Genomic DNA, 23021 nt, shown 5'->3' with positions numbered 1-23021 from the left:
AATGGCTAAGCAATCAATGAAAGCACGCGAAGTAAAGCGCGTAGCTTTAGCTGATAAGTACTTCGCAAAACGCGCTGAACTGAAAGCTATCATCTCTGATGTGAACGCGACCGACGAAGATCGTTGGAACGCAGTTCTGAAGCTGCAGTCTCTGCCGCGTGATTCCAGCCCGTCTCGTCAGCGTAACCGCTGCCGTCAAACTGGTCGTCCGCACGCTTTCCTGCGGAAGTTCGGGTTGAGCCGTATTAAGGTCCGTGAAGCCGCTATGCGCGGTGAAATTCCGGGTCTGAAAAAGGCTAGCTGGTAATTGTCACCAATTGAATCACGGGAGTAAAGACAGATGAGCATGCAAGATCCGATCGCGGATATGCTGACCCGTATCCGTAACGGTCAGGCCGCGAATAAAGCTGCGGTCACCATGCCTTCCTCCAAGCTGAAAGTGGCAATTGCCAACGTGCTGAAGGAAGAAGGTTTTATTGAAGATTTTAAAGTTGAAGGCGACACCAAGCCGGAACTGGAACTTACTCTTAAGTATTTCCAGGGTAAAGCTGTTGTAGAAAGCATTCAGCGTGTCAGTCGCCCTGGTCTGCGCATTTATAAGCGTAAAGACGAGCTGCCAAAAGTTATGGCTGGCATGGGTATCGCAGTTGTTTCTACCTCTAAAGGTGTTATGACTGATCGTGCAGCGCGCCAGGCTGGTCTTGGTGGCGAAATTATCTGCTACGTAGCCTAATCGGAGGAAAAAATGTCTCGTGTTGCTAAAGCACCGGTCGTTATTCCTGCCGGCGTTGATGTAAAAATCAACGGTCAGGTTATTACGATCAAAGGTAAAAACGGCGAGCTGACTCGTACTCTCAACGATGCTGTTGAAGTTAATCATGCAGATAATGCACTGACCTTCGGTCCGCGTGATGGTTACGCAGATGGATGGGCTCAGGCTGGTACCGCGCGTGCCCTGCTGAACTCAATGGTTGTCGGTGTTACCGAAGGCTTCACTAAGAAGCTGCAGCTGGTTGGTGTAGGTTATCGTGCAGCGGTCAAAGGGAATGTAGTAAACCTGGCATTAGGTTTCTCTCATCCAGTTGATCATGAGCTGCCGGCAGGGATTACTGCAGAATGTCCGTCTCAGACTGAAATCGTGCTGAAAGGCGCTGATAAACAGCTGATCGGTCAGGTTGCAGCAGATCTGCGCGCCTACCGTCGTCCTGAGCCTTACAAAGGCAAGGGTGTTCGTTACGCCGACGAAGTCGTGCGTACCAAAGAGGCTAAGAAGAAGTAAGGTAACACTATGGATAAGAAATCTGCTCGTATCCGTCGTGCGACCCGCGCACGCCGCAAGCTCAAAGAGCTGGGCGCAACTCGCCTGGTGGTACATCGTACCCCGCGTCATATTTACGCACAGGTAATTGCACCGAACGGTTCTGAAGTTCTGGTAGCTGCTTCTACTGTAGAAAAAGCTATCGCTGAACAACTGAAGTACACCGGTAACAAAGACGCTGCAGCAGCTGTGGGTAAAGCTGTCGCCGAACGCGCTCTGGAAAAAGGCATCAAAGATGTGTCCTTTGACCGTTCCGGGTTCCAATATCATGGTCGTGTCCAGGCACTGGCAGATGCTGCCCGTGAAGCTGGCCTTCAGTTCTAAGGTAGAGGTGTAAGATGGCTCACATCGAAAAACAAGCTGGCGAACTGCAGGAAAAGCTGATCGCGGTAAACCGCGTATCTAAAACCGTTAAAGGTGGTCGTATTTTCTCCTTCACAGCTCTGACTGTAGTTGGCGATGGTAACGGTCGCGTTGGTTTTGGTTACGGTAAAGCGCGTGAAGTTCCAGCAGCGATCCAGAAAGCGATGGAAAAAGCCCGTCGCAATATGATTAACGTCGCGCTGAACCACGGCACCCTGCAGCACCCGGTTAAGGGTACTCACACGGGTTCTCGTGTATTCATGCAGCCGGCTTCCGAAGGTACCGGTATCATCGCCGGTGGTGCAATGCGCGCCGTTCTGGAAGTCGCTGGAGTTCGTAACGTTCTGGCTAAAGCGTATGGTTCCACCAACCCGATTAACGTGGTTCGTGCAACTATCGATGGTCTGGAAAATATGAAATCTCCGGAAATGGTCGCTGCCAAGCGTGGTAAATCCGTTGAAGAAATTCTGGGGAAATAAACCATGGCAAAGACTATTAAAATTACTCAAACCCGCAGTGCAATCGGTCGTCTGCCGAAACATAAGGCAACGCTGCTTGGCCTGGGTCTGCGTCGTATTGGTCACACCGTAGAGCGCGAGGATACTCCTGCTGTTCGTGGTATGGTCAACGCGGTTTCCTTCATGGTTAAAGTTGAGGAGTAAGAGATGCGTTTAAATACTCTGTCTCCGGCCGAAGGCTCCAAAAAGGCGGGTAAACGCCTGGGTCGTGGTATCGGTTCTGGCCTCGGTAAAACCGGTGGTCGTGGTCACAAAGGTCAGAAGTCTCGTTCTGGCGGTGGCGTACGTCGCGGTTTCGAAGGTGGTCAGATGCCTCTGTACCGTCGTCTGCCGAAATTCGGCTTCACTTCACGTAAATCAGCGATTACAGCCGAAGTTCGTCTGTCTGACCTGGCTAAAGTTGAAGGCGGTGTTGTAGACCTGAATACGCTGAAAGCAGCTAACATTATCGGTATCCAGATCGAGTTCGCGAAAGTGATCCTGGCTGGTGAAGTAACTACTCCGGTAACTGTTCGTGGCCTGCGTGTTACTAAAGGCGCTCGTGCTGCTATCGAAGCTGCTGGCGGTAAAATCGAGGAATAAGTAGCAGATGGCTAAACAACCGGGATTAGATTTTCAAAGTGCCAAAGGTGGCTTAGGCGAGCTGAAACGCAGACTGCTGTTTGTAATCGGCGCGCTGATTGTGTTCCGTATTGGCTCTTTCATTCCGATCCCTGGTATTGATGCCGCTGTACTTGCCAAACTGCTTGAGCAACAGCGAGGCACCATCATTGAAATGTTTAACATGTTCTCTGGTGGTGCTCTCAGCCGTGCTTCTATCTTTGCTCTGGGGATCATGCCGTATATTTCGGCGTCGATCATTATCCAACTGCTGACGGTGGTTCACCCAACGTTAGCGGAAATTAAGAAAGAAGGGGAGTCTGGTCGTCGTAAGATCAGCCAGTACACCCGCTACGGTACTCTGGTGCTGGCTATATTCCAGTCGATCGGTATTGCTACCGGTCTACCGAATATGCCTGGTATGCAGGGCCTGGTGATGAATCCAGGCTTTGCATTCTATTTCACCGCTGTTGTAAGTCTGGTTACAGGAACAATGTTCCTGATGTGGTTGGGCGAACAGATTACTGAACGTGGTATCGGGAACGGTATCTCAATCATTATCTTCGCCGGTATTGTCGCGGGACTCCCGCCAGCCATTGCCCATACTATCGAGCAAGCGCGTCAAGGCGACCTGCACTTCCTCGTGTTGCTGTTGGTTGCAGTATTAGTATTTGCAGTGACGTTCTTTGTTGTATTTGTTGAGCGTGGTCAACGCCGCATTGTGGTAAACTACGCGAAACGTCAGCAAGGTCGTCGTGTCTATGCTGCACAGAGCACACATTTACCGCTGAAAGTGAATATGGCGGGGGTAATCCCGGCAATCTTCGCTTCCAGTATTATTCTGTTCCCGGCTACCATCGCGTCATGGTTCGGGGGCGGTACTGGTTGGAACTGGCTGACAACAATTTCGCTGTATTTGCAGCCTGGGCAACCGCTTTATGTGTTACTCTATGCGTCTGCAATCATATTCTTCTGTTTCTTCTACACGGCGTTGGTTTTCAACCCGCGTGAAACAGCAGATAACCTGAAGAAGTCCGGTGCATTTGTACCAGGAATTCGTCCGGGAGAGCAAACGGCGAAGTATATCGATAAAGTAATGACCCGCCTGACTTTGGTTGGTGCGCTTTACATTACCTTTATCTGCCTGATCCCGGAGTTCATGCGTGATGCAATGAAAGTACCGTTCTACTTCGGTGGGACCTCACTGCTTATCGTTGTAGTCGTGATTATGGACTTTATGGCTCAAGTGCAAACTCTGATGATGTCAAGTCAGTACGAGTCTGCATTGAAGAAGGCGAACCTGAAAGGCTACGGTCGTTAACGGTCGCCCGAGAAGTTACGGAGAGTAAAAATGAAAGTTCGTGCTTCCGTCAAGAAATTATGCCGTAACTGCAAAATCGTTAAGCGTGATGGTGTCATCCGTGTGATTTGCAGTGCCGAGCCGAAGCATAAACAGCGCCAAGGCTGATTTATTCGCATATTTTTCTTGCAAAGTTGGGTTGAGCTGGCTAGATTAGCCAGCCAATCTTTTGTATGTCTGTGCGTTTCCATTTGAGTATCCTGAAAACGGGCTTTTCAGCATGGTGCGTACATATTAAATAGTAGGAGTGCATAGTGGCCCGTATAGCAGGCATTAACATTCCTGATCAGAAACATGCTGTGATCGCATTAACTTCGATCTACGGCGTCGGCAAGACCCGTTCCAAGGCCATTCTGGCTGCAGCGGGTATCGCTGAAGATGTTAAGATCAGTGAGCTGTCTGAAGAACAAATCGACACGCTGCGTGACGAAGTTGCCAAATTTGTCGTTGAAGGTGATCTGCGCCGTGAAGTTAGCATGAGCATCAAGCGCCTTATGGACCTTGGTTGCTATCGCGGTTTGCGTCATCGTCGTGGTCTCCCGGTTCGCGGTCAGCGTACCAAGACCAACGCACGTACCCGTAAGGGTCCGCGCAAACCGATCAAGAAATAATCGGGGTGATTGAATAATGGCAAAGGCACCAATTCGTGCACGTAAACGTGTAAGAAAACAAGTCTCTGACGGCGTGGCTCATATCCATGCTTCTTTTAACAACACCATCGTTACCATTACTGATCGTCAGGGTAACGCACTGGGTTGGGCAACAGCCGGTGGTTCCGGTTTCCGTGGTTCTCGCAAATCCACTCCGTTTGCAGCTCAGGTTGCAGCAGAGCGTTGCGCTGAAGCCGTAAAAGAATACGGTATCAAGAATCTGGAAGTTATGGTCAAAGGACCGGGTCCAGGTCGCGAATCTACTGTTCGTGCTCTGAACGCCGCTGGTTTCCGCATCACTAATATTACTGATGTGACTCCGATCCCTCATAACGGTTGTCGTCCGCCGAAAAAACGTCGCGTATAACGCTGTCGTTTCTAGGATTGTTGGAGAAAGAAAATGGCAAGATATTTGGGTCCTAAGCTCAAGCTGAGCCGTCGTGAGGGCACTGACTTATTCCTTAAGTCTGGCGTTCGCGCGATCGATACCAAGTGTAAAATTGAACAAGCTCCTGGCCAGCACGGTGCGCGTAAACCGCGTCTGTCTGACTATGGTGTGCAGTTGCGTGAAAAGCAAAAAGTTCGCCGTATCTACGGTGTGCTGGAGCGTCAGTTCCGTAACTACTACAAAGAAGCAGCGCGTCTGAAAGGCAACACCGGTGAAAACCTGTTGGGTCTGCTGGAAGGTCGTCTGGACAACGTTGTATACCGTATGGGCTTCGGTGCCACTCGTGCAGAAGCACGCCAGCTGGTCAGCCATAAAGCAATTATGGTAAACGGTCGTGTTGTTAACATCGCTTCTTATCAGGTTAGTCCGAATGACGTTGTTAGCATTCGTGAGAAAGCGAAGAAGCAGTCTCGCGTGAAAGCCGCTCTGGAGCTGGCTGAGCAGCGTGAAAAGCCAACCTGGCTGGAAGTTGATGCTGGCAAGATGGAAGGTACGTTCAAGCGTAAGCCGGAGCGTTCTGATCTGTCTGCGGACATTAACGAACACCTGATCGTCGAGCTTTACTCCAAGTAAAGCTTAGTACCAAAGAGAGGACACAATGCAGGGTTCTGTGACAGAGTTTCTAAAACCGCGCCTGGTAGATATCGAGCAAGTGAGTTCGACGCACGCCAAGGTGACCCTTGAGCCTTTAGAGCGTGGCTTTGGCCATACTTTGGGTAACGCACTGCGCCGTATTCTGCTCTCATCGATGCCGGGTTGTGCGGTGACCGAGGTTGAGATTGATGGTGTACTACATGAGTACAGCACCAAAGAAGGCGTTCAGGAAGATATCCTGGAAATCCTGCTCAACCTGAAAGGGCTGGCGGTGAGAGTTCAGGGTAAAGATGATGTTATTCTTACCTTGAATAAATCTGGCATTGGCCCTGTGACTGCAGCCGACATTACCCATGATGGGGATGTCGAAATCGTCAAGCCACAGCACGTGATCTGCCACCTGACCGATGAGAATGCATCTATTAGTATGCGTATCAAAGTTCAGCGCGGTCGTGGTTATGTGCCGGCTTCTACCCGAATTCATTCGGAAGAAGATGAGCGCCCAATCGGCCGTCTGCTGGTCGACGCATGCTACAGCCCTGTAGAGCGTATTGCCTACAATGTTGAAGCAGCGCGTGTAGAACAGCGTACCGACCTGGACAAGCTGGTCATCGAAATGGAAACCAACGGCACAATCGATCCTGAAGAGGCGATTCGTCGTGCGGCAACCATTCTGGCTGAACAACTGGAAGCTTTTGTTGACTTACGTGATGTACGTCAGCCAGAAGTTAAAGAAGAGAAACCAGAATTCGATCCGATCCTGCTGCGCCCTGTTGACGATCTGGAATTGACTGTCCGCTCTGCTAACTGCCTCAAAGCAGAAGCTATCCACTATATCGGTGATCTGGTACAGCGTACTGAGGTTGAGCTTCTTAAGACGCCTAACCTTGGTAAAAAATCTCTTACTGAGATTAAAGACGTGCTGGCTTCCCGTGGACTGTCTCTGGGCATGCGCCTGGAAAACTGGCCACCGGCAAGCATCGCTGACGAGTAACCGGATCACAGGTTAAGGTTTTACTGAGAAGGATAAGGTCATGCGCCATCGTAAGAGTGGTCGTCAACTGAACCGCAACAGCAGCCATCGCCAGGCTATGTTCCGCAATATGGCAGGTTCACTGGTTCGTCATGAAATCATCAAGACGACTCTGCCGAAAGCGAAAGAGCTGCGTCGCGTAGTTGAGCCGCTGATTACTCTTGCCAAGACTGATAGCGTAGCTAATCGTCGTCTGGCATTCGCCCGTACTCGTGATAACGAGATCGTGGCAAAACTGTTTAACGAGCTGGGCCCGCGTTTCGCGAGCCGCGCCGGTGGTTACACTCGCATTCTGAAGTGTGGCTTCCGTGCAGGCGACAACGCGCCGATGGCATACATCGAGCTGGTTGATCGCTCTGAGTCGAAAGCAGAAGCTGCTGCAGAGTAATCTGTAGTAACGTAAAAAAACCCGCCCCGGCGGGTTTTTTTATATCCGTTGCATCCCCACTTATCTAAAGTATCTGTACTCTTTTTGTTCATCTTTTGGAGTGTTGTATGTGGCTACTCGACCAGTGGGCAGAGCGTCATATTATTGATGCGCAGACCAAAGGTGAGTTTGATAATTTGCCTGGTATAGGCGAGCCGCTTACCCTTGATGATGATTCCCATGTTCCGCCAGAACTTCGAGCCGGATATCGGTTATTAAAAAATTCCGGGTGTCTTCCCCCTGAGATTGAACAACGCAGAGAGGCGATACACCTGCTTGATATCCTCACTGGTATTCGCAAAGATGATCCTCGGTATCAGGAAGTGAGCCGACGCCTTTCTATGCTTGAACTCAAACTACGACAGGCTGGTCTAAGTACCGAGTTTTTACGCGGCGAGTACGCAGATAAACTTCAACATAAAATTAATGATGACTAGCGGAGGGAGCATGTACCGTATTGGTGAATTAGCAAAACTGGCGGAAGTGACGCCCGATACCATCCGCTACTATGAAAAACAGCAGATGATGGAGCATGAAGTACGCACTGAAGGTGGATTCCGGCTCTATACAGAAAGCGATCTTCAACGTCTTAAATTTATCCGCTATGCACGTCAACTCGGTTTTACTCTGGAGTCGATCCGTGAACTTCTGTCGATCCGCATAGATCCAGAACATCATACCTGCCAGGAATCAAAGGGGATCGTTCAGGAAAGATTAAAGGAAGTTGAAGCCCGTATTGCGGAGCTTCAGACTATGCAAAGGTCACTACAGAGATTGAATGATGCATGTTGCGGTATGGCTCACAGTAGTGTGTATTGCTCTATTCTCGAAGCGCTTGAGCAAGGTGCCAGCGGTACAAAGTCGGGCTGTTGATTTATTGAACCGACGGGAATACACTCGCGCCGTTAAACCAAACAATATGGAGTAATTATGAGTTGTTATCAGCATACGAAGGGGCAGATAAAGGACAATGCCATTGAGGCATTACTGCATGACCCACTATTCAGACAGCGTGTTGAGAAAAATAAGAAAGGGAAAGGCAGTTATCTGCGTAAAGGTAAACATGGCAATCGGGGGAACTGGGAGGCCAGTGGCAAGGAAGTGAATCACTTTTTTACCACTGGCCTTCTTGTTTCAGTGATAGCTTAAGAACGATTATTTTGTTCTTTCAGCAGATCACGAATTTCACTTAACAATACTTCTTCTTTCGATGGTGCTGGCGGTGCAGCAGGCTCTTCAGCTTTTTTACGGTTTAGTTTATTAATTAGTTTGATAGCCATAAAGATGGCGAACGCAACAATGATGAAATCGAAGATATTCTGTATAAACACACCGTAATGCATCACAACTGCCGGGATATCTCCCTGCGCATCGCGTAGTGTTAACGCAAACTGTTTAAAATCAATCCCACCAATCAGTAACCCAAGTGGCGGCATGATGATATCGGCAACCAGTGATGAAACAATCTTACCGAATGCCGCACCAATAATGACACCCACTGCCAAATCTACAACATTCCCGCGCATCGCAAATTCGCGAAACTCTTTAATAATACTCATTTTATTCTCCCTATGCGGCTGACGTTTATAAGTTTAACAAATGTTTAGGTAATTTCCATTTATGTATTGCTGAAAGATAAATTTATTAATCCATGATAAATAAAGGGAAATAAAAAGGGCGCTGTATTAGCGCCCGAATAATTACAGAAAGAAAGGACTTGGCTGGAATAATCGCTCGACGTCGGTAATAAACTTTTTATCTGTCAGGAACATAATAACGTGATCGCCCTGCTCAATACGCAAGTTATCATTAGCGATCATGACATCATTACCACGTACAACGGCACCAATAATCGTTCCTGGCGGAAGTTTGATTTCGTCTATTGAGCGACCCACCACCCGGGATGTTGTTTCATCCCCGTGCGCGACGGCTTCAATGGCTTCTGCGACACCACGACGCAGCGAAGAAACACCGACGATGTCAGCTTTACGCACGTGGCTCAGTAGCGCTGAGATGGTTGCCTGTTGCGGTGAAATTGCAATATCGATTACGCTGCCCTGTACCAGATCGACGTATGCCTTACGCTGGATCAGCACCATTACTTTTTTGGCTCCCATCCGTTTGGCGAGCATTGCCGACATGATGTTCGCTTCATCATCGTTGGTTACAGCGATAAACAGATCAACTTGATCAATGTGCTCTTCCGCCAGCAACTCTTGATCAGAAGCATCACCAAAAAAGACGATCGTATTCTGCAGTTTTTCAGCAAGCTCAGAAGCACGTTGTTGATCGCGTTCGATCAACTTGACGCTGTAATCTTTTTCCAGTCGACGCGCCAGACCGGCACCGATATTGCCGCCACCTACTAACATAATGCGCTTGTAGGGTTTCTCCAGACGCTGTAATTCGCTCATTACAGCACGAATATGCTGTGAGGCAGCAATAAAGAACACCTCATCACCGGCTTCAACAATAGTAGAGCCTTGCGGACGAATGGGGCGGTCATGACGGAAAATTGCCGCAACTCGGGTATCAATGTGCGGCATATGTTCGCGCATTGTTGACAACGCATTCCCGATCAGTGGGCCGCCATAGTAGGCTTTAACCACTGCAAGGCTGACTTTTCCTTCCGCGAAATTCACAACCTGTAGTGCACCTGGATATTCAATCAGACGATAAATGCTATCGATAACCAACTGCTCAGGTGCAATCAGATGATCAATAGGTACTGCATCGGAATGGAATAGCTTGTCCGCATCGCGGACATAATCTGGTGAGCGAATACGTGCGATGCGGTTGGGTGTATTAAAGAGTGAATAAGCTACCTGACAGGCAACCATATTGGTTTCATCGGAACTGGTCACCGCAACCAGCATATCGGCATCATCAGCACCGGCTTCGCGTAGTACTCTGGGATGCGAACCATGCCCTTGTACTACACGGAGATCAAACTTGTCTTGCAGACTGCGCAGACGCTCACCGTTGGTATCGACTACCGTGATATCGTTGTTCTCTCCGACCAGGTTCTCAGCCAGCGTACCGCCAACCTGCCCTGCGCCCAGAATGATAATTTTCATCAGTCGCGACCCATTATCTCATCACTTTTTGATTAGCTTAGCGTAAAAGAAGCCATCACCTTCTTCCGCAGCCGGTAAATTCTGACGTCCGGGTTGCTCTGACGTACCCGTTTCGCTTAATACTGCATCTGGCGTACGGGCCAGGAAGCCTGCAATCTGTTGCTGGTTCTCTTCCGGTAAAATAGAGCAGGTCGCATAAACCAGCGTGCCGCCAGGCTTCAGATGTGCCCACGTTGCATTAAGGATCTCAGCCTGTAACTGTGCGAGTTCGGCAATATCCCGGTCACGGCGCAGCCATTTGATATCGGGATGGCGACGAATGACTCCAGTCGCTGAACAAGGTGCATCCAGCAAAATACGATCGAACTTCTTCTTACCACACCATTGTTGCGGGTAGCGTCCATCACCCTGCTTAATGGTCGCCTTCATGCCAAGGCGTTTCAGGTTGTCGTAAACACGTGACAAACGTTTTTCATCAACGTCCACTGCTGTTACGTTAGCCTCGGGGGCTACTTCCAGAATATGTGTTGTCTTACCACCAGGGGCGCAGCATAAATCAAGGATCTGCTCACCATTTTGCGGTTGCAGATAGCTCATGCAACCCTGAGCTGAGGCATCCTGGACCGTTACCCAGCCCTGTTCGAAACCAGGTAAAGCCAGTACCGATACAGGAGTTTCCAGCCGCACGGCATCTGGGTATTCCGGATGTGGGAAACCGGTCAGGCCCGCTTCATTCAACAGGCTCAGCCAGGTATCACGGTTGTGGTGGTTGCGATTTACGCGCAGCCACATTGGTGGACGCTGGTTATTTGCCTCAAGAATAGCTTCCCATTGCTGCGGATAGGCACTTTTAATACGCTTCACTAACCAGGACGGATGTAAGAAACGTAGCTCGCTGTGTGCAAACTCAGTGAGTAGTTCTTCCTGGCGGCGTTGAAACTGGCGTAAGACGCCGTTAATTAGTCCTTTCAACTGCGGACGCTTGATAACAACTGCGCCTTCTACAGTCTCGGCAAGCGCCGCATGAGGTGGAATACGGGTATACAACAACTGGTAGAGGCCAACCATGACCAGATAGTGAACTGTGCGCTGTTTGCCCGTCATCGGGCGTTCCATCAGCTGTTTAATTATCCACTCTAGTTGGGAAAGCGTACGTAACACGCCAAAGCAAAGCTCCTGTAACAGCGCTTTATCTTTATCGGATACTTTCTGCTGCATGGCGGGTAGCACATTGCTCAGCGACTGCCCTTTTTCAACAACCTGTTCGACGGCCTGGGCCGCCATACTGCGTAAATTAATATGTTTTTTCATAAGCGCAAAAATAAAAATGCCCGGAGAGTCCGGGCTTTAAAGAGATGAACCGTCAGAGCAGACGATTTCCGGGCACGAACCACTCCCGGCGCGAATTGAGCAAATCCTGCGCGCTCATGGCCTTTTTACCGGCAGGCTGCAAAGAGATGAGATTCAGGATGCCATCGCCTGTCGCTATCTGGATGCCCTGACGGGTTGCCTCCAGGATAGTCCCTGGTTCGGCACCGGCAGGTTTATCGATGACCGTAGCTTGCCAGATTTTGACCGGTTGCTCGTCGATGACGATGTAGCTCATTGGCCATGGGTTAAAGGCTCGGATGCAGCGTTCCAGTTGTGCGGCGCTGAGCGTCCAGTCCACGCGTGCCTCTTCTTTACTGAGCTTCTCAGCATAGCAAACCAGCGACTCGTCCTGAACCTCAGGTTTTGCGGTACCAGTTGCCAGCAGATGCAACGTATGCAGCAGACCCTGAGGGCCGAGCTTAGCCAGCTTGTCATAGAGGCTGGCACTGGTATCGTCGGCGGTGATTGGGCAGGAGAGTTTATGCAACATATCACCCGTATCAAGACCAACATCCATCTGCATGATGGTAACGCCTGTTTCAGCATCGCCAGCCCAGAGCGAACGTTGGATAGGGGCAGCGCCTCTCCAGCGCGGAAGCAGAGAACCGTGAACGTTGATGCACCCCAGACGCGGCATATCCAGCACGGCTTTCGGCAGGATCAGGCCATATGCCACCACTACCATTACGTCTGCGTGTAAGTCAGCAACCAACTGCTGGTTTTCCTGGGGACGAAGAGAAACAGGTTGAAAAACAGGTAACCCTTTCTCTTCCGCCAGTACTTTTACCGGACTGGGCATCAGCTTTTTGCCGCGTCCAGCAGGGCGGTCCGGTTGGGTGAATACGCCGACGACGTTATGTCCAGAAGACAGCAACGCGTCGAGATGACGCGCTGCAAAGTCAGGTGTACCCGCAAAAATTATACGTAGTGATTCTGACACGTTGATCCTTGTCCTTAAGCTCGTGCGTTCAGACGGTCGAGTTTTTCAACTTTCTGACGAATACGTTGTTGCTTCAACGGAGACAGATAATCGATAAACAGTTTACCGACCAGGTGATCCATTTCATGTTGAATACAGATGGCTAACAAGCCATCGGCTTCGAGTTCAAAAGGTTTACCATCGCGATCGAGCGCACGAATTTTAACGGTCTCAGCGCGTGGTACGAGTGCTCGCTGTTCCGGGATCGACAGGCAACCTTCTTCAATTCCAGTCTCACCGTTTTTTTCCAGCAGTTCCGGGTTAATTAACACCAGACGCTCGTCGCGGTTTTCAGAGACATCAATAACAATAATACGTTGATGAATATCGACCTGCGTTGCCGCCAGACCGATACCTTCTTCGGCGTACATCGTTTCGAACATATCATCGACGATACGCTGAATTTCTGCATTCACTTCTTCAACCGGTTTTGCGACTTTGCGAAGACGCTCGTCCGGAATATGTAACACTTGCAAAACTGACATAGTTATCCAGAGTTGTATTCAGGAGTTGGAAAGATTATTACCTCTATTCTAGACAAAACCCCCTCTGATTGACAGCATCAGTGACCAATCGCAAAGATTGCTAAGGCTGCTTGTGGCAGGGGAATAAGGATGACCCACACCGAGATTTGGTTACGTTTAACACGAGTGAGTGAGCTGTATGGTGATGAGATGGTTCGCGTCGCTCACTTGCTTATTGCTCTGCCCTGTATTAACAAAGCGATACTTCAACATGCAGGATTCTCGGAGCGACAGGCAGAGCGTTTCTTAACCTTTCCAGAGTCTACTCTGGATAAAACGCTGCGCTGGCTGGAACTGCCCCATCACTATTTAATTGTTGCCGACAGCATGCATTATCCTTCGCAACTTCGCGCTATTGAGGATTATCCAGGAGTCCTCTTTGTTGTTGGAAATCCCGAATGCCTTCATTCATTTCAGGTCGCAGTCGTAGGTAACCGGCAGCACTCCTGGTATGGCGAGCGTTGGGGGCGTTTTTTTTGTGAAAAGCTCGCTGCGTATGGGGTGACGATCACCAGTGGACTCGCTCGAGGTATTGATGGCGTGGCACACAAGGCCGCGGTGAATATGAAAGGGACAAGTATTGCAGTGCTGGGGAATGGATTGGAAACCATTCATCCAAGGCGGCATGTTTGTCTCGCTGAACATCTGGTTGAGGCTGGAGGTGCGCTGGTGTCTGAATTCCCTCTGGACACGCTTCCTTTACCGCGTAATTTCCCCCAACGAAATCGTATTATCAGTGGTCTAAGTAAAGGAGTGCTGGTCGTTGAAGCTGCACAGCGTAGCGGCTCACTGGTTACGGCACGTTGTGCACTGGAACAAGGACGAGAGGTATTTGCCTTGCCCGGGCCAATCGGGAGTCCGGGTAGCGAAGGTCCTCATTGGCTCATTAAGCAGGGGGCGACACTTGTGACGATGCCAGAGGATATTCTGGAAAATTTGCAATACGGGTTACATTGGTTGCCAGATGAGCCTGAAAATTCAATTTATTCGCCAGATCACGAAGAGGTGGCATTGCCATTTCCTGAGCTCCTGGCTAACGTAGGAGATGAGGTAACACCTGTTGACGTCGTCGCTGAACGTGCCGGCCAACCTGTGCCAGAGGTAGTGGCTCAGCTACTCGAACTGGAGTTAGCAGGATGGATCGCAGCTGTACCCGGCGGCTATGTCCGATTGAGGAGGGCAAGCCATGTTCGACGTACTAATGTATTTGTTTGAGACATATATCCATAACGAAGCAGAGCTACGTGTGGATCAGGACAAACTGGAACGGGATCTTACCGACGCTGGTTTTGATCGTGAAGACATCTACAACGCGTTACTGTGGCTGGAAAAGCTTGCTGATTATCAGGACGGCCTTGCTGAGCCTATGCAGCTTGCATCGGATCCTCTTTCTATGCGTATTTATACTGCAGAAGAGTGCGATCGACTGGATGCGAGTTGTCGGGGGTTCTTGTTATTCCTGGAACAGATTCAGGTGCTAAACCTCGAAACGCGAGAAATGGTGATTGAACGCGTACTCGCACTGGATACGGCAGAGTTCGATCTGGAAGACCTGAAGTGGGTGATCCTGATGGTTTTATTCAACATTCCAGGTTGTGAAAATGCATATCAACAAATGGAAGAATTACTCTTTGAAGTGAATGAAGGTATGCTGCATTAATCAATCTTCGTTCAGTATGAGTTGTTATGGCTAAATCAGCACTGTTTACGGTGCGTAAAAACGATCCCTGCCCACAATGCGGGGCCGAACTGGTTATTCGCTCCGGGAAACACGGTCCGTTTCTCGGCTGTTCACACTATCCAGAATGCGATTATGTCCGTCCGCTTAAATCTTCTGCGGACGGACATATAGTCAAAGTTCTGGAGGGTAAGTTTTGTCCTGTATGTGGTTCAGAGCTGGTGCTGAGGCAAGGACGATTCGGGATGTTTATTGGTTGCAGTGATTATCCTGCCTGCGAACATACCGAACTTATCGACAAACCTGATGAAACGGCAATTGTTTGTCCTCAATGCCAGACGGGCCATCTGGTTCAGCGCCGCTCCCGTTATGGCAAAACGTTTTACTCCTGCGATCGCTATCCGGAGTGCCAGTTTGTCATTAACTTCAAACCTTTAGCTGGAGAGTGTCCTGAGTGTCACTATCCGCTCCTCATCGAAAAGAAAACCGCGCAGGGTGTGAAACACTTCTGTGCCAGTAAACAATGTGGAAAGCCGATATCGGCGGAATAAAAAGTGAATAATAACCTGCCCACAGACACCATCGCTGCGGCGATAGAAGTTCTGAAACAAGAAAATGTCATCGCCTATCCAACGGAAGCTGTTTTCGGCGTAGGCTGTAATCCTGACAGTGAAATGGCGGTTACCCGCTTACTGGAGCTGAAACAACGGCCAATTGAAAAAGGCTTAATTCTGATTGCGGCTAGTTTTGAGCAACTCAAACCGTATATCGATGACAGCATGCTTACCGATACACAACGTAAAGCTGTTTTTGCTCGCTGGCCAGGCCCTGTCACTTTTGTTTTTCCTGCTCGTTCTTCCACCCCTCGTTGGTTGACAGGGCGTTTTGATTCTCTGGCCGTTCGCGTCACGGATCACCCGCTAGTGGTTGCATTGTGCCAGGCTTATGGCAAACCGTTAGTCTCTACCAGTGCTAATTTGAGTGGTTTACCCCCTTGCAGAACGGTAGAGGAAGTACGAGCGCAGTTCGGTGTAGACTTTCCCGTTGTTGAAGGCGATACCGGAGGGCGTTTGAATCCTTCGGAAATCCGTGATGCTTTGACGGGTGAACAGTTTCGACAGGGGTAATATGAAAGAAGCCTATGCTGTTTTTGGTAATCCGATAGCGCACAGTAAATCGCCTTTAATCCATCAGCAATTTGCTCAACAGCTGAAGATTGATCATTCCTATGGGCGTGTACTGGCGCCAATCAATAACTTTGTGAATACGCTGAATACCTTTTTTGCTGAAGGGGGGAAGGGAGCGAATATTACCGTTCCTTTTAAAGAAGAGGCATTTGCGCGAGCCGATGAATTGACTGAACGGGCGTCACTTGCCGGGGCGGTCAATACGCTTAAGCGTCTGGAGGATGGGCGTTTACTGGGAGATAACACCGATGGCATTGGCTTGTTAAGCGATCTTGAGCGTTTATCTTTTATTCGCCCCGGGACACGTATTCTGCTTATTGGCGCTGGTGGTGCATCCCGTGGAGTATTGTTGCCTCTTCTTTCTATGGATTGTGCGGTTACCATCGTTAACCGTACCGCATCTCGAGCTGAAGAACTGGCTCAGATCTTCTCCCATACCGGCAGTGTTCAGGCAGCAGGGATGGATGAACTTGAGAACTACGAATTCGATCTGATTATTAATGCGACGTCCAGTGGAATTAGTGGTGATGTTCCAGCCATTCCTGCATCGTTGATTCATGCTTCCGTCTGTTGTTACGACATGTTTTATCAGAAAGGCGCAACACCGTTCCTTTCCTGGTGTGTGCTTCAGGGAGCAAAACGTTATGCTGATGGCTTGGGAATGCTGGTGGGGCAAGCGGCGCATGCTGTTTTACTCTGGCATGGCGTACTGCCGGAGATTGAACCAATCATTAAAAAGTTGCAACAGGAACTGTCCGCATGAATCAGGCGATCCAGTTCCCCGATAGAGAAGAGTGGAAAGCAGATATCAATGCTGTCGTCTTTCCTGCTATGGTTCATGGCATGCAGCTAATATGTGCCATAAAGGGAGAAGTGTTGGCGCATCGCTTTGGTGGCGACACGCCTGAACAGTGGCTGGAGATTTTTCGGATGCATCGCTGGGATCTGGAAGAAGAGGCAGAAACACTGATCCAAGCCCAGCAAGAAGACGATCACGGCTGGGTCTGGTTACCCTGACTTAAATACTCGTCTTTCCACTTCACATAGTTGTTAGCGGAGTATTGTAGACCAGCTTTCTCTTCATCACTCAGTGGGCGGATCTGCTTTACTGGACTTCCCAGGTACAGATACCCGCTTTCCAGGCGTTTATTTTGTGGAACCAGGCTTCCTGCACCAATCATAACGTCATCTTCTACTACCACACCGTCCAGCAGAATCGAACCCATACCGACCAAAACACGGTTGCCAATGACGCAGCCGTGCAGCATCGCTTTATGACCTACGGTGACATCCTCACCAATGATGAGTGGGTTACCCTGTGGGTTAGAAGAGGATTTATGCGTGACATGTAGCACGCTACCGTCCTGAATGTTCGTACAAGCGCCAATTTGCACGTAGTTAACATCACCACGGATAGCCACCAGTGGCCAGACCCCGACATCATCAGCCAGGCGAACATCACCAATGACGACACTGCTGGTATCGATCATCACGCGTTTCCCGATCTGTGGGAAAAGATCCTTATAAGGACGTAGTACATCAGACATGTTTACCTCAACGAAAATAGAGCGGTAATGAAGACTTTGGTTGGATTATTTAGACTGTGCAAGTGATTTAGTTATCAAAAATCAGCCAAATTGCGCAGGAATGTAGCGAAAGGGGCAAAAAAACGTCATTCAGTAAAAAAGATCTAAAAAACACTTGTGCTAAAAAATGGGATCCCTATAATGCGCCTCCATCGACACGGCGGATGTGAATCACTTCACGCAAACAGCCGGTCCGGTTGAAGAGAAAAATCCTGACATTCAGGGTTGACTCTGAAAGAGGAAAGCGTAATATACGCCACCTCGCGACAGAGCGCTAAAGCGCGTCGCAACTGCTCTTTAACAATTTATCAGACAATCTGTGTGGGCACTCAATGATACGGATTCTTAATGTCGCAAGACGAAAAATGAATACCAAGTCTCTGAGTGAACACGTAATTCATTACGAAGTTTAATTCACGAGCATCAAACTTAAATTGAAGAGTTTGATCATGGCTCAGATTGAACGCTGGCGGCAGGCCTAACACATGCAAGTCGAACGGTAGCACAGAGGAGCTTGCTCCTTGGGTGACGAGTGGCGGACGGGTGAGTAATGTCTGGGAAACTGCCCGATGGAGGGGGATAACTACTGGAAACGGTAGCTAATACCGCATAACGTCGCAAGACCAAAGAGGGGGACCTTCGGGCCTCTTGCCATCGGATGTGCCCAGATGGGATTAGCTAGTAGGTGGGGTAACGGCTCACCTAGGCGACGATCCCTAGCTGGTCTGAGAGGATGACCAGCCACACTGGAACTGAGACACGGTCCAGACTCCTACGGGAGGCAGCAGTGGGGAATATTGCACAATGGGCGCAAGCCTGATGCAGCCATGCCGCGTGTATGAAGAAGGCCTTCGGGTTGTAAAGTACTTTCAGCGAGGAGGAAGGTGTTGAGGTTAATAATCTCAGCAATTGACGTTACTCGCAGAAGAAGCACCGGCTAACTCCGTGCCAGCAGCCGCGGTAATACGGAGGGTGCAAGCGTTAATCGGAATTACTGGGCGTAAAGCGCACGCAGGCGGTCTGTCAAGTCGGATGTGAAATCCCCGGGCTCAACCTGGGAACTGCATCCGAAACTGGCAGGCTAGAGTCTTGTAGAGGGGGGTAGAATTCCAGGTGTAGCGGTGAAATGCGTAGAGATCTGGAGGAATACCGGTGGCGAAGGCGGCCCCCTGGACAAAGACTGACGCTCAGGTGCGAAAGCGTGGGGAGCAAACAGGATTAGATACCCTGGTAGTCCACGCCGTAAACGATGTCGACTTGGAGGTTGTGCCCTTGAGGCGTGGCTTCCGGAGCTAACGCGTTAAGTCGACCGCCTGGGGAGTACGGCCGCAAGGTTAAAACTCAAATGAATTGACGGGGGCCCGCACAAGCGGTGGAGCATGTGGTTTAATTCGATGCAACGCGAAGAACCTTACCTACTCTTGACATCCAGAGAACTTAGCAGAGATGCTTTGGTGCCTTCGGGAACTCTGAGACAGGTGCTGCATGGCTGTCGTCAGCTCGTGTTGTGAAATGTTGGGTTAAGTCCCGCAACGAGCGCAACCCTTATCCTTTGTTGCCAGCGGTCCGGCCGGGAACTCAAAGGAGACTGCCAGTGATAAACTGGAGGAAGGTGGGGATGACGTCAAGTCATCATGGCCCTTACGAGTAGGGCTACACACGTGCTACAATGGCATATACAAAGAGAAGCGACCTCGCGAGAGCAAGCGGACCTCATAAAGTATGTCGTAGTCCGGATTGGAGTCTGCAACTCGACTCCATGAAGTCGGAATCGCTAGTAATCGTGGATCAGAATGCCACGGTGAATACGTTCCCGGGCCTTGTACACACCGCCCGTCACACCATGGGAGTGGGTTGCAAAAGAAGTAGGTAGCTTAACCTTCGGGAGGGCGCTTACCACTTTGTGATTCATGACTGGGGTGAAGTCGTAACAAGGTAACCGTAGGGGAACCTGCGGTTGGATCACCTCCTTACCTTAAAGAACCGTTCCTTGTAGTGTCCACACAGATTGTCTGATGAAAATTAGCAGTAAGAAATCTCTGCAGGCTTGTAGCTCAGGTGGTTAGAGCGCACCCCTGATAAGGGTGAGGTCGGTGGTTCAAGTCCACTCAGGCCTACCAAATTCGCTCCCGCGCTTTGTTGTGCCAAAGCTCGCATACTTCAGTATGCTTCGCTTCGCCACGCCGCGCCCGGAAACGAATTGAGGTGAACGAGATGACTTCGATGGGGCTATAGCTCAGCTGGGAGAGCGCCTGCTTTGCACGCAGGAGGTCTGCGGTTCGATCCCGCATAGCTCCACCATTACTTACTGCAAAAATACCAAGAAAACTTCAGAGTGTACCTGAAAAGGTTCACTGCGAAGTTTTGCTCTTTAAAAATCTGGATCAAGCTGAAAATTGAAACGACACACTGTGTCTGTTCTCCGTAATAAGAACAGATAAATGGTGTGTTCGAGTCTCTCAAATTTTCGCAACACGATGGTGTTTTACGAAACATCTTCGGGTTGTGAGGTTAAGCGACTAAGCGTACACGGTGGATGCCCTGGCAGTCAGAGGCGATGAAGGACGTGCTAATCTGCGATAAGCGTCGGTAAGGTGATATGAACCGTTATAACCGGCGATTTCCGAATGGGGAAACCCAGTGTGATTCGTCACACTATCATTACGTGAATACATAGCGTAATGAAGCGAACCGGGGGAACTGAAACATCTAAGTACCCCGAGGAAAAGAAATCAACCGAGATTCCCCCAGTAGCGGCGAGCGAACGGGGAGCAGCCCAGAGTCTGAATCAGCATGTGTGGTAGTGGAACGGTCTGGAAAGTCCGACGGTACAGGGTGATAGTCCCGTACACAAAATCACACGTGTTGTGAACTCGAAGAGTAGGGCGGGACACGTGGTATCCTGTCTGAATATGGGGGGACCATCCTCCAAGGCTAAATACTCCTGACTGACCGATAGTGAACCAGTACCGTGAGGGAAAGGCGAAAAGAACCCCGGCGAGGGGAGTGAAAAAGAACCTGAAACCGTGTACGTACAAGCAGTGGGAGCCTCTTTATGGGGTGACTGCGTACCTTTTGTATAATGGGTCAGCGACTTATATTCTGTAGCAAGGTTAACCGAATAGGGGAGCCGAAGGGAAACCGAGTCTTAACTGGGCGTTAAGTTGCAGGGTATAGACCCGAAACCCGGTGATCTAGCCATGGGCAGGTTGAAGGTTGGGTAACACTAACTGGAGGACCGAACCGACTAATGTTGAAAAATTAGCGGATGACTTGTGGCTGGGGGTGAAAGGCCAATCAAACCGGGAGATAGCTGGTTCTCCCCGAAAGCTATTTAGGTAGCGCCTCGTGAATTCATCTTCGGGGGTAGAGCACTGTTTCGGCTAGGGGGTCATCCCGACTTACCAACCCGATGCAAACTGCGAATACCGAAGAATGTTATCACGGGAGACACACGGCGGGTGCTAACGTCCGTCGTGAAGAGGGAAACAACCCAGACCGCCAGCTAAGGTCCCAAAGTCATGGTTAAGTGGGAAACGATGTGGGAAGGCACAGACAGCCAGGATGTTGGCTTAGAAGCAGCCATCATTTAAAGAAAGCGTAATAGCTCACTGGTCGAGTCGGCCTGCGCGGAAGATGTAACGGGGCTAAACCATGCACCGAAGCTGCGGCAGCGACACTATGTGTTGTTGGGTAGGGGAGCGTTCTGTAAGCCGTTGAAGGTGTCCTGTGAGGGGTGCTGGAGGTATCAGAAGTGCGAATGCTGACATAAGTAACGATAATGCGGGTGAAAAACCCGCACGCCGGAAGACCAAGGGTTCCTGTCCAACGTTAATCGGGGCAGGGTGAGTCGACCCCTAAGGCGAGGCCGAAAGGCGTAGTCGATGGGAAACAGGTTAATATTCCTGTACTTGGTGTTACTGCGAAGGGGGGACGGAGAAGGCTATGTTAGCCGGGCGACGGTTGTCCCGGTTTAAGCATGTAGGCGGAGGTTCCAGGTAAATCCGGTACCTTATTAACGCTGAGGTGTGATGACGAGGCACTACGGTGCTGAAGTAACAAATGCCCTGCTTCCAGGAAAAGCCTCTAAGCATCAGGTAACACGAAATCGTACCCCAAACCGACACAGGTGGTCAGGTAGAGAATACCAAGGCGCTTGAGAGAACTCGGGTGAAGGAACTAGGCAAAATGGTGCCGTAACTTCGGGAGAAGGCACGCTGATATGTAGGTGAAGTGATTTACTCATGGAGCTGAAATCAGTCGAAGATACCAGCTGGCTGCAACTGTTTATTAAAAACACAGCACTGTGCAAACACGAAAGTGGACGTATACGGTGTGACGCCTGCCCGGTGCCGGAAGGTTAATTGATGGGGTTATCCGTAAGGAGAAGCTCTTGATCGAAGCCCCGGTAAACGGCGGCCGTAACTATAACGGTCCTAAGGTAGCGAAATTCCTTGTCGGGTAAGTTCCGACCTGCACGAATGGCGTAATGATGGCCAGGCTGTCTCCACCCGAGACTCAGTGAAATTGAACTCGCTGTGAAGATGCAGTGTACCCGCGGCAAGACGGAAAGACCCCGTGAACCTTTACTATAGCTTGACACTGAACACTGGTCCTTGATGTGTAGGATAGGTGGGAGGCTTTGAAGTGTGGACGCCAGTCTGCATGGAGCCAACCTTGAAATACCACCCTTTAATGGCTGGTGTTCTAACGTAGACCCGTGATCCGGGTTGCGGACAGTGTCTGGTGGGTAGTTTGACTGGGGCGGTCTCCTCCTAAAGAGTAACGGAGGAGCACGAAGGTTAGCTAATCCTGGTCGGACATCAGGAGGTTAGTGCAAAGGCATAAGCTAGCTTGACTGCGAGAGTGACGGCTCGAGCAGGTGCGAAAGCAGGTCTTAGTGATCCGGTGGTTCTGAATGGAAGGGCCATCGCTCAACGGATAAAAGGTACTCCGGGGATAACAGGCTGATACCGCCCAAGAGTTCATATCGACGGCGGTGTTTGGCACCTCGATGTCGGCTCATCACATCCTGGGGCTGAAGTAGGTCCCAAGGGTATGGCTGTTCGCCATTTAAAGTGGTACGCGAGCTGGGTTTAGAACGTCGTGAGACAGTTCGGTCCCTATCTGCCGTGGGCGCTGGAGAATTGAGGGGGGCTGCTCCTAGTACGAGAGGACCGGAGTGGACGCATCACTGGTGTTCGGGTTGTCATGCCAATGGCATTGCCCGGTAGCTAAATGCGGAAGAGATAAGTGCTGAAAGCATCTAAGCACGAAACTTGCCCCGAGATGAGTTCTCCCTGAGACT

General features: G+C 50.1%; 29 protein-coding genes, 2 tRNA genes and 2 rRNA genes. 27 read left to right on the top strand and 6 right to left on the bottom strand.

Annotated features, from left to right (window positions below):
- The first annotated feature begins 1 nt into the window (after position 1).
- The 17 genes from rpsN to arfA all read left to right on the top strand — a co-directional run bounded on the left by rpsN (position 2) and on the right by arfA (position 8460).
- The gene (gene rpsN, locus SK36_RS19725; RefSeq protein ID WP_045448294.1) at positions 2-307 is read left to right on the top strand and encodes a 30S ribosomal protein S14; all 306 of its coding nucleotides are present in this window, start codon (positions 2-4) and stop codon (positions 305-307) included.
- Between the two features lie 33 nt (positions 308-340).
- A complete protein-coding gene (gene rpsH, locus SK36_RS19720) occupies positions 341-733 on the top strand; it encodes a 30S ribosomal protein S8 (RefSeq protein ID WP_003031127.1) in 393 nt (130 codons plus the stop codon).
- Between the two features lie 12 nt (positions 734-745).
- Positions 746-1279, top strand: coding sequence for a 50S ribosomal protein L6 (gene rplF / locus SK36_RS19715; protein WP_045448292.1), 534 nt, complete (start codon positions 746-748; stop codon positions 1277-1279).
- 9 nt (positions 1280-1288) lie between these two features.
- Positions 1289-1642: a 50S ribosomal protein L18 gene (rplR, locus tag SK36_RS19710; protein ID WP_000358956.1), complete on the top strand. Its 354-nt coding sequence runs from the start codon at positions 1289-1291 to the stop codon at positions 1640-1642.
- Positions 1643-1656: 14 nt separating this feature from the next.
- Positions 1657-2160 carry a 30S ribosomal protein S5 gene (rpsE, locus tag SK36_RS19705; RefSeq protein WP_003031131.1) on the top strand — a complete coding sequence of 168 codons (504 nt, stop codon included), beginning with the start codon at positions 1657-1659 and terminating at the stop codon, positions 2158-2160.
- 3 nt (positions 2161-2163) lie between these two features.
- Entirely contained in the window at positions 2164-2343 is a 180-nt protein-coding gene (gene rpmD, locus SK36_RS19700) for a 50S ribosomal protein L30 (RefSeq protein WP_001140434.1), read from the top strand.
- Positions 2344-2346: 3 nt separating this feature from the next.
- On the top strand, positions 2347-2781 hold the full coding sequence (rplO, locus tag SK36_RS19695; protein ID WP_045448284.1) for a 50S ribosomal protein L15: 435 nt from the start codon (positions 2347-2349) through the stop codon (positions 2779-2781).
- A 7-nt stretch (positions 2782-2788) separates the two neighbouring features.
- Positions 2789-4120, top strand: coding sequence for a preprotein translocase subunit SecY (secY, locus tag SK36_RS19690; protein WP_001118864.1), 1332 nt, complete (start codon positions 2789-2791; stop codon positions 4118-4120).
- 30 nt (positions 4121-4150) lie between these two features.
- A complete protein-coding gene (gene rpmJ, locus SK36_RS19685) occupies positions 4151-4267 on the top strand; it encodes a 50S ribosomal protein L36 (RefSeq protein WP_000868187.1) in 117 nt (38 codons plus the stop codon).
- Between the two features lie 146 nt (positions 4268-4413).
- Positions 4414-4770 (top strand): 30S ribosomal protein S13, encoded by a 357-nt coding sequence (gene rpsM, locus SK36_RS19680; protein WP_003031135.1) that lies wholly within the window; start codon positions 4414-4416, stop codon positions 4768-4770.
- A 16-nt stretch (positions 4771-4786) separates the two neighbouring features.
- Positions 4787-5176 (top strand): 30S ribosomal protein S11, encoded by a 390-nt coding sequence (gene rpsK, locus SK36_RS19675; protein ID WP_003031137.1) that lies wholly within the window; start codon positions 4787-4789, stop codon positions 5174-5176.
- Between the two features lie 33 nt (positions 5177-5209).
- Positions 5210-5830, top strand: coding sequence for a 30S ribosomal protein S4 (rpsD, locus tag SK36_RS19670; protein ID WP_003031138.1), 621 nt, complete (start codon positions 5210-5212; stop codon positions 5828-5830).
- A gap of 25 nt (positions 5831-5855) precedes the next feature.
- Complete coding sequence (locus SK36_RS19665; protein ID WP_003031139.1) at positions 5856-6845, top strand: DNA-directed RNA polymerase subunit alpha; 990 nt, start codon at positions 5856-5858, stop codon at positions 6843-6845.
- Positions 6846-6885: 40 nt separating this feature from the next.
- Entirely contained in the window at positions 6886-7272 is a 387-nt protein-coding gene (gene rplQ / locus SK36_RS19660; RefSeq protein ID WP_001216372.1) for a 50S ribosomal protein L17, read from the top strand.
- Positions 7273-7379: 107 nt separating this feature from the next.
- Positions 7380-7748 carry a DnaJ family domain-containing protein gene (locus tag SK36_RS19655; RefSeq protein WP_048222836.1) on the top strand — a complete coding sequence of 123 codons (369 nt, stop codon included), beginning with the start codon at positions 7380-7382 and terminating at the stop codon, positions 7746-7748.
- Positions 7749-7758: 10 nt separating this feature from the next.
- A complete protein-coding gene (gene zntR, locus SK36_RS19650) occupies positions 7759-8184 on the top strand; it encodes a Zn(2+)-responsive transcriptional regulator (RefSeq protein WP_045448272.1) in 426 nt (141 codons plus the stop codon).
- 57 nt (positions 8185-8241) lie between these two features.
- Positions 8242-8460 (top strand): alternative ribosome-rescue factor ArfA, encoded by a 219-nt coding sequence (gene arfA / locus SK36_RS19645; protein ID WP_048222833.1) that lies wholly within the window; start codon positions 8242-8244, stop codon positions 8458-8460.
- Here the strand turns inward: arfA and mscL are convergent.
- From mscL to def, 5 genes are all read right to left on the bottom strand, one after another.
- Positions 8457-8870: a large-conductance mechanosensitive channel protein MscL gene (gene mscL, locus SK36_RS19640; protein WP_045448267.1), complete on the bottom strand. Its 414-nt coding sequence runs from the start codon at positions 8868-8870 to the stop codon at positions 8457-8459. The two genes, arfA and mscL, sit on opposite strands and share 4 nt — an antisense overlap.
- A gap of 141 nt (positions 8871-9011) precedes the next feature.
- On the bottom strand, positions 9012-10388 hold the full coding sequence (gene trkA / locus SK36_RS19635; RefSeq protein ID WP_045448264.1) for a Trk system potassium transporter TrkA: 1377 nt from the start codon (positions 10386-10388) through the stop codon (positions 9012-9014).
- A 21-nt stretch (positions 10389-10409) separates the two neighbouring features.
- Positions 10410-11699 (bottom strand): 16S rRNA (cytosine(967)-C(5))-methyltransferase RsmB, encoded by a 1290-nt coding sequence (gene rsmB, locus SK36_RS19630; protein WP_048222830.1) that lies wholly within the window; start codon positions 11697-11699, stop codon positions 10410-10412.
- A 52-nt stretch (positions 11700-11751) separates the two neighbouring features.
- Positions 11752-12699, bottom strand: coding sequence for a methionyl-tRNA formyltransferase (fmt, locus tag SK36_RS19625; RefSeq protein ID WP_045448258.1), 948 nt, complete (start codon positions 12697-12699; stop codon positions 11752-11754).
- A 14-nt stretch (positions 12700-12713) separates the two neighbouring features.
- Positions 12714-13223, bottom strand: coding sequence for a peptide deformylase (gene def / locus SK36_RS19620; RefSeq protein ID WP_048222827.1), 510 nt, complete (start codon positions 13221-13223; stop codon positions 12714-12716).
- A 129-nt stretch (positions 13224-13352) separates the two neighbouring features.
- Here def and dprA point away from each other — a divergent pair, with 129 nt between their 5' ends.
- Genes dprA through SK36_RS19590 form a run of 6 tightly spaced genes read left to right on the top strand, consistent with a single transcriptional unit; the run spans position 13353 to position 17144 of the window.
- On the top strand, positions 13353-14477 hold the full coding sequence (gene dprA, locus SK36_RS19615) for a DNA-protecting protein DprA (RefSeq protein WP_048222825.1): 1125 nt from the start codon (positions 13353-13355) through the stop codon (positions 14475-14477).
- Positions 14449-14922, top strand: a complete 474-nt coding sequence (smg, locus tag SK36_RS19610; protein ID WP_045448249.1) for a DUF494 family protein Smg — start codon at positions 14449-14451, stop codon at positions 14920-14922. The genes dprA and smg overlap by 29 nt, the downstream gene beginning before the upstream one ends.
- Before the next feature lie 26 nt (positions 14923-14948).
- Entirely contained in the window at positions 14949-15491 is a 543-nt protein-coding gene (locus tag SK36_RS19605; RefSeq protein WP_045448246.1) for a DNA topoisomerase family protein, read from the top strand.
- A gap of 3 nt (positions 15492-15494) precedes the next feature.
- Positions 15495-16067 carry an L-threonylcarbamoyladenylate synthase type 1 TsaC gene (gene tsaC / locus SK36_RS19600; RefSeq protein ID WP_045448243.1) on the top strand — a complete coding sequence of 191 codons (573 nt, stop codon included), beginning with the start codon at positions 15495-15497 and terminating at the stop codon, positions 16065-16067.
- Position 16068: 1 nt separating this feature from the next.
- Entirely contained in the window at positions 16069-16890 is an 822-nt protein-coding gene (aroE, locus tag SK36_RS19595) for a shikimate dehydrogenase (RefSeq protein WP_045448240.1), read from the top strand.
- Positions 16887-17144 carry a DUF1488 family protein gene (locus tag SK36_RS19590; RefSeq protein ID WP_045448237.1) on the top strand — a complete coding sequence of 86 codons (258 nt, stop codon included), beginning with the start codon at positions 16887-16889 and terminating at the stop codon, positions 17142-17144. The genes aroE and SK36_RS19590 overlap by 4 nt, the downstream gene beginning before the upstream one ends.
- Here the strand turns inward: SK36_RS19590 and SK36_RS19585 are convergent.
- Complete coding sequence (locus SK36_RS19585; protein ID WP_048222823.1) at positions 17120-17674, bottom strand: gamma carbonic anhydrase family protein; 555 nt, start codon at positions 17672-17674, stop codon at positions 17120-17122. The two genes, SK36_RS19590 and SK36_RS19585, sit on opposite strands and share 25 nt — an antisense overlap.
- Before the next feature lie 470 nt (positions 17675-18144).
- Here SK36_RS19585 and SK36_RS19580 point away from each other — a divergent pair.
- The 4 genes from SK36_RS19580 to SK36_RS19565 all read left to right on the top strand — a co-directional run.
- Positions 18145-19686 (top strand): 16S ribosomal RNA (locus SK36_RS19580).
- A gap of 70 nt (positions 19687-19756) precedes the next feature.
- A tRNA-Ile gene (locus tag SK36_RS19575) sits at positions 19757-19833 on the top strand.
- 105 nt (positions 19834-19938) lie between these two features.
- Positions 19939-20014: transfer RNA gene (locus SK36_RS19570), tRNA-Ala, on the top strand.
- A gap of 208 nt (positions 20015-20222) precedes the next feature.
- Positions 20223-23021: ribosomal RNA gene (locus SK36_RS19565) — 23S ribosomal RNA — on the top strand; the annotation flags it as partial.

The organism is Citrobacter sp. MGH106 (assembly GCF_001037495.1).
In the GTDB taxonomy this organism is placed as follows: Bacteria; Pseudomonadota; Gammaproteobacteria; order Enterobacterales; family Enterobacteriaceae; genus Citrobacter; species Citrobacter murliniae.
This window is presented reverse-complemented; position numbering and strand designations above follow the sequence as displayed.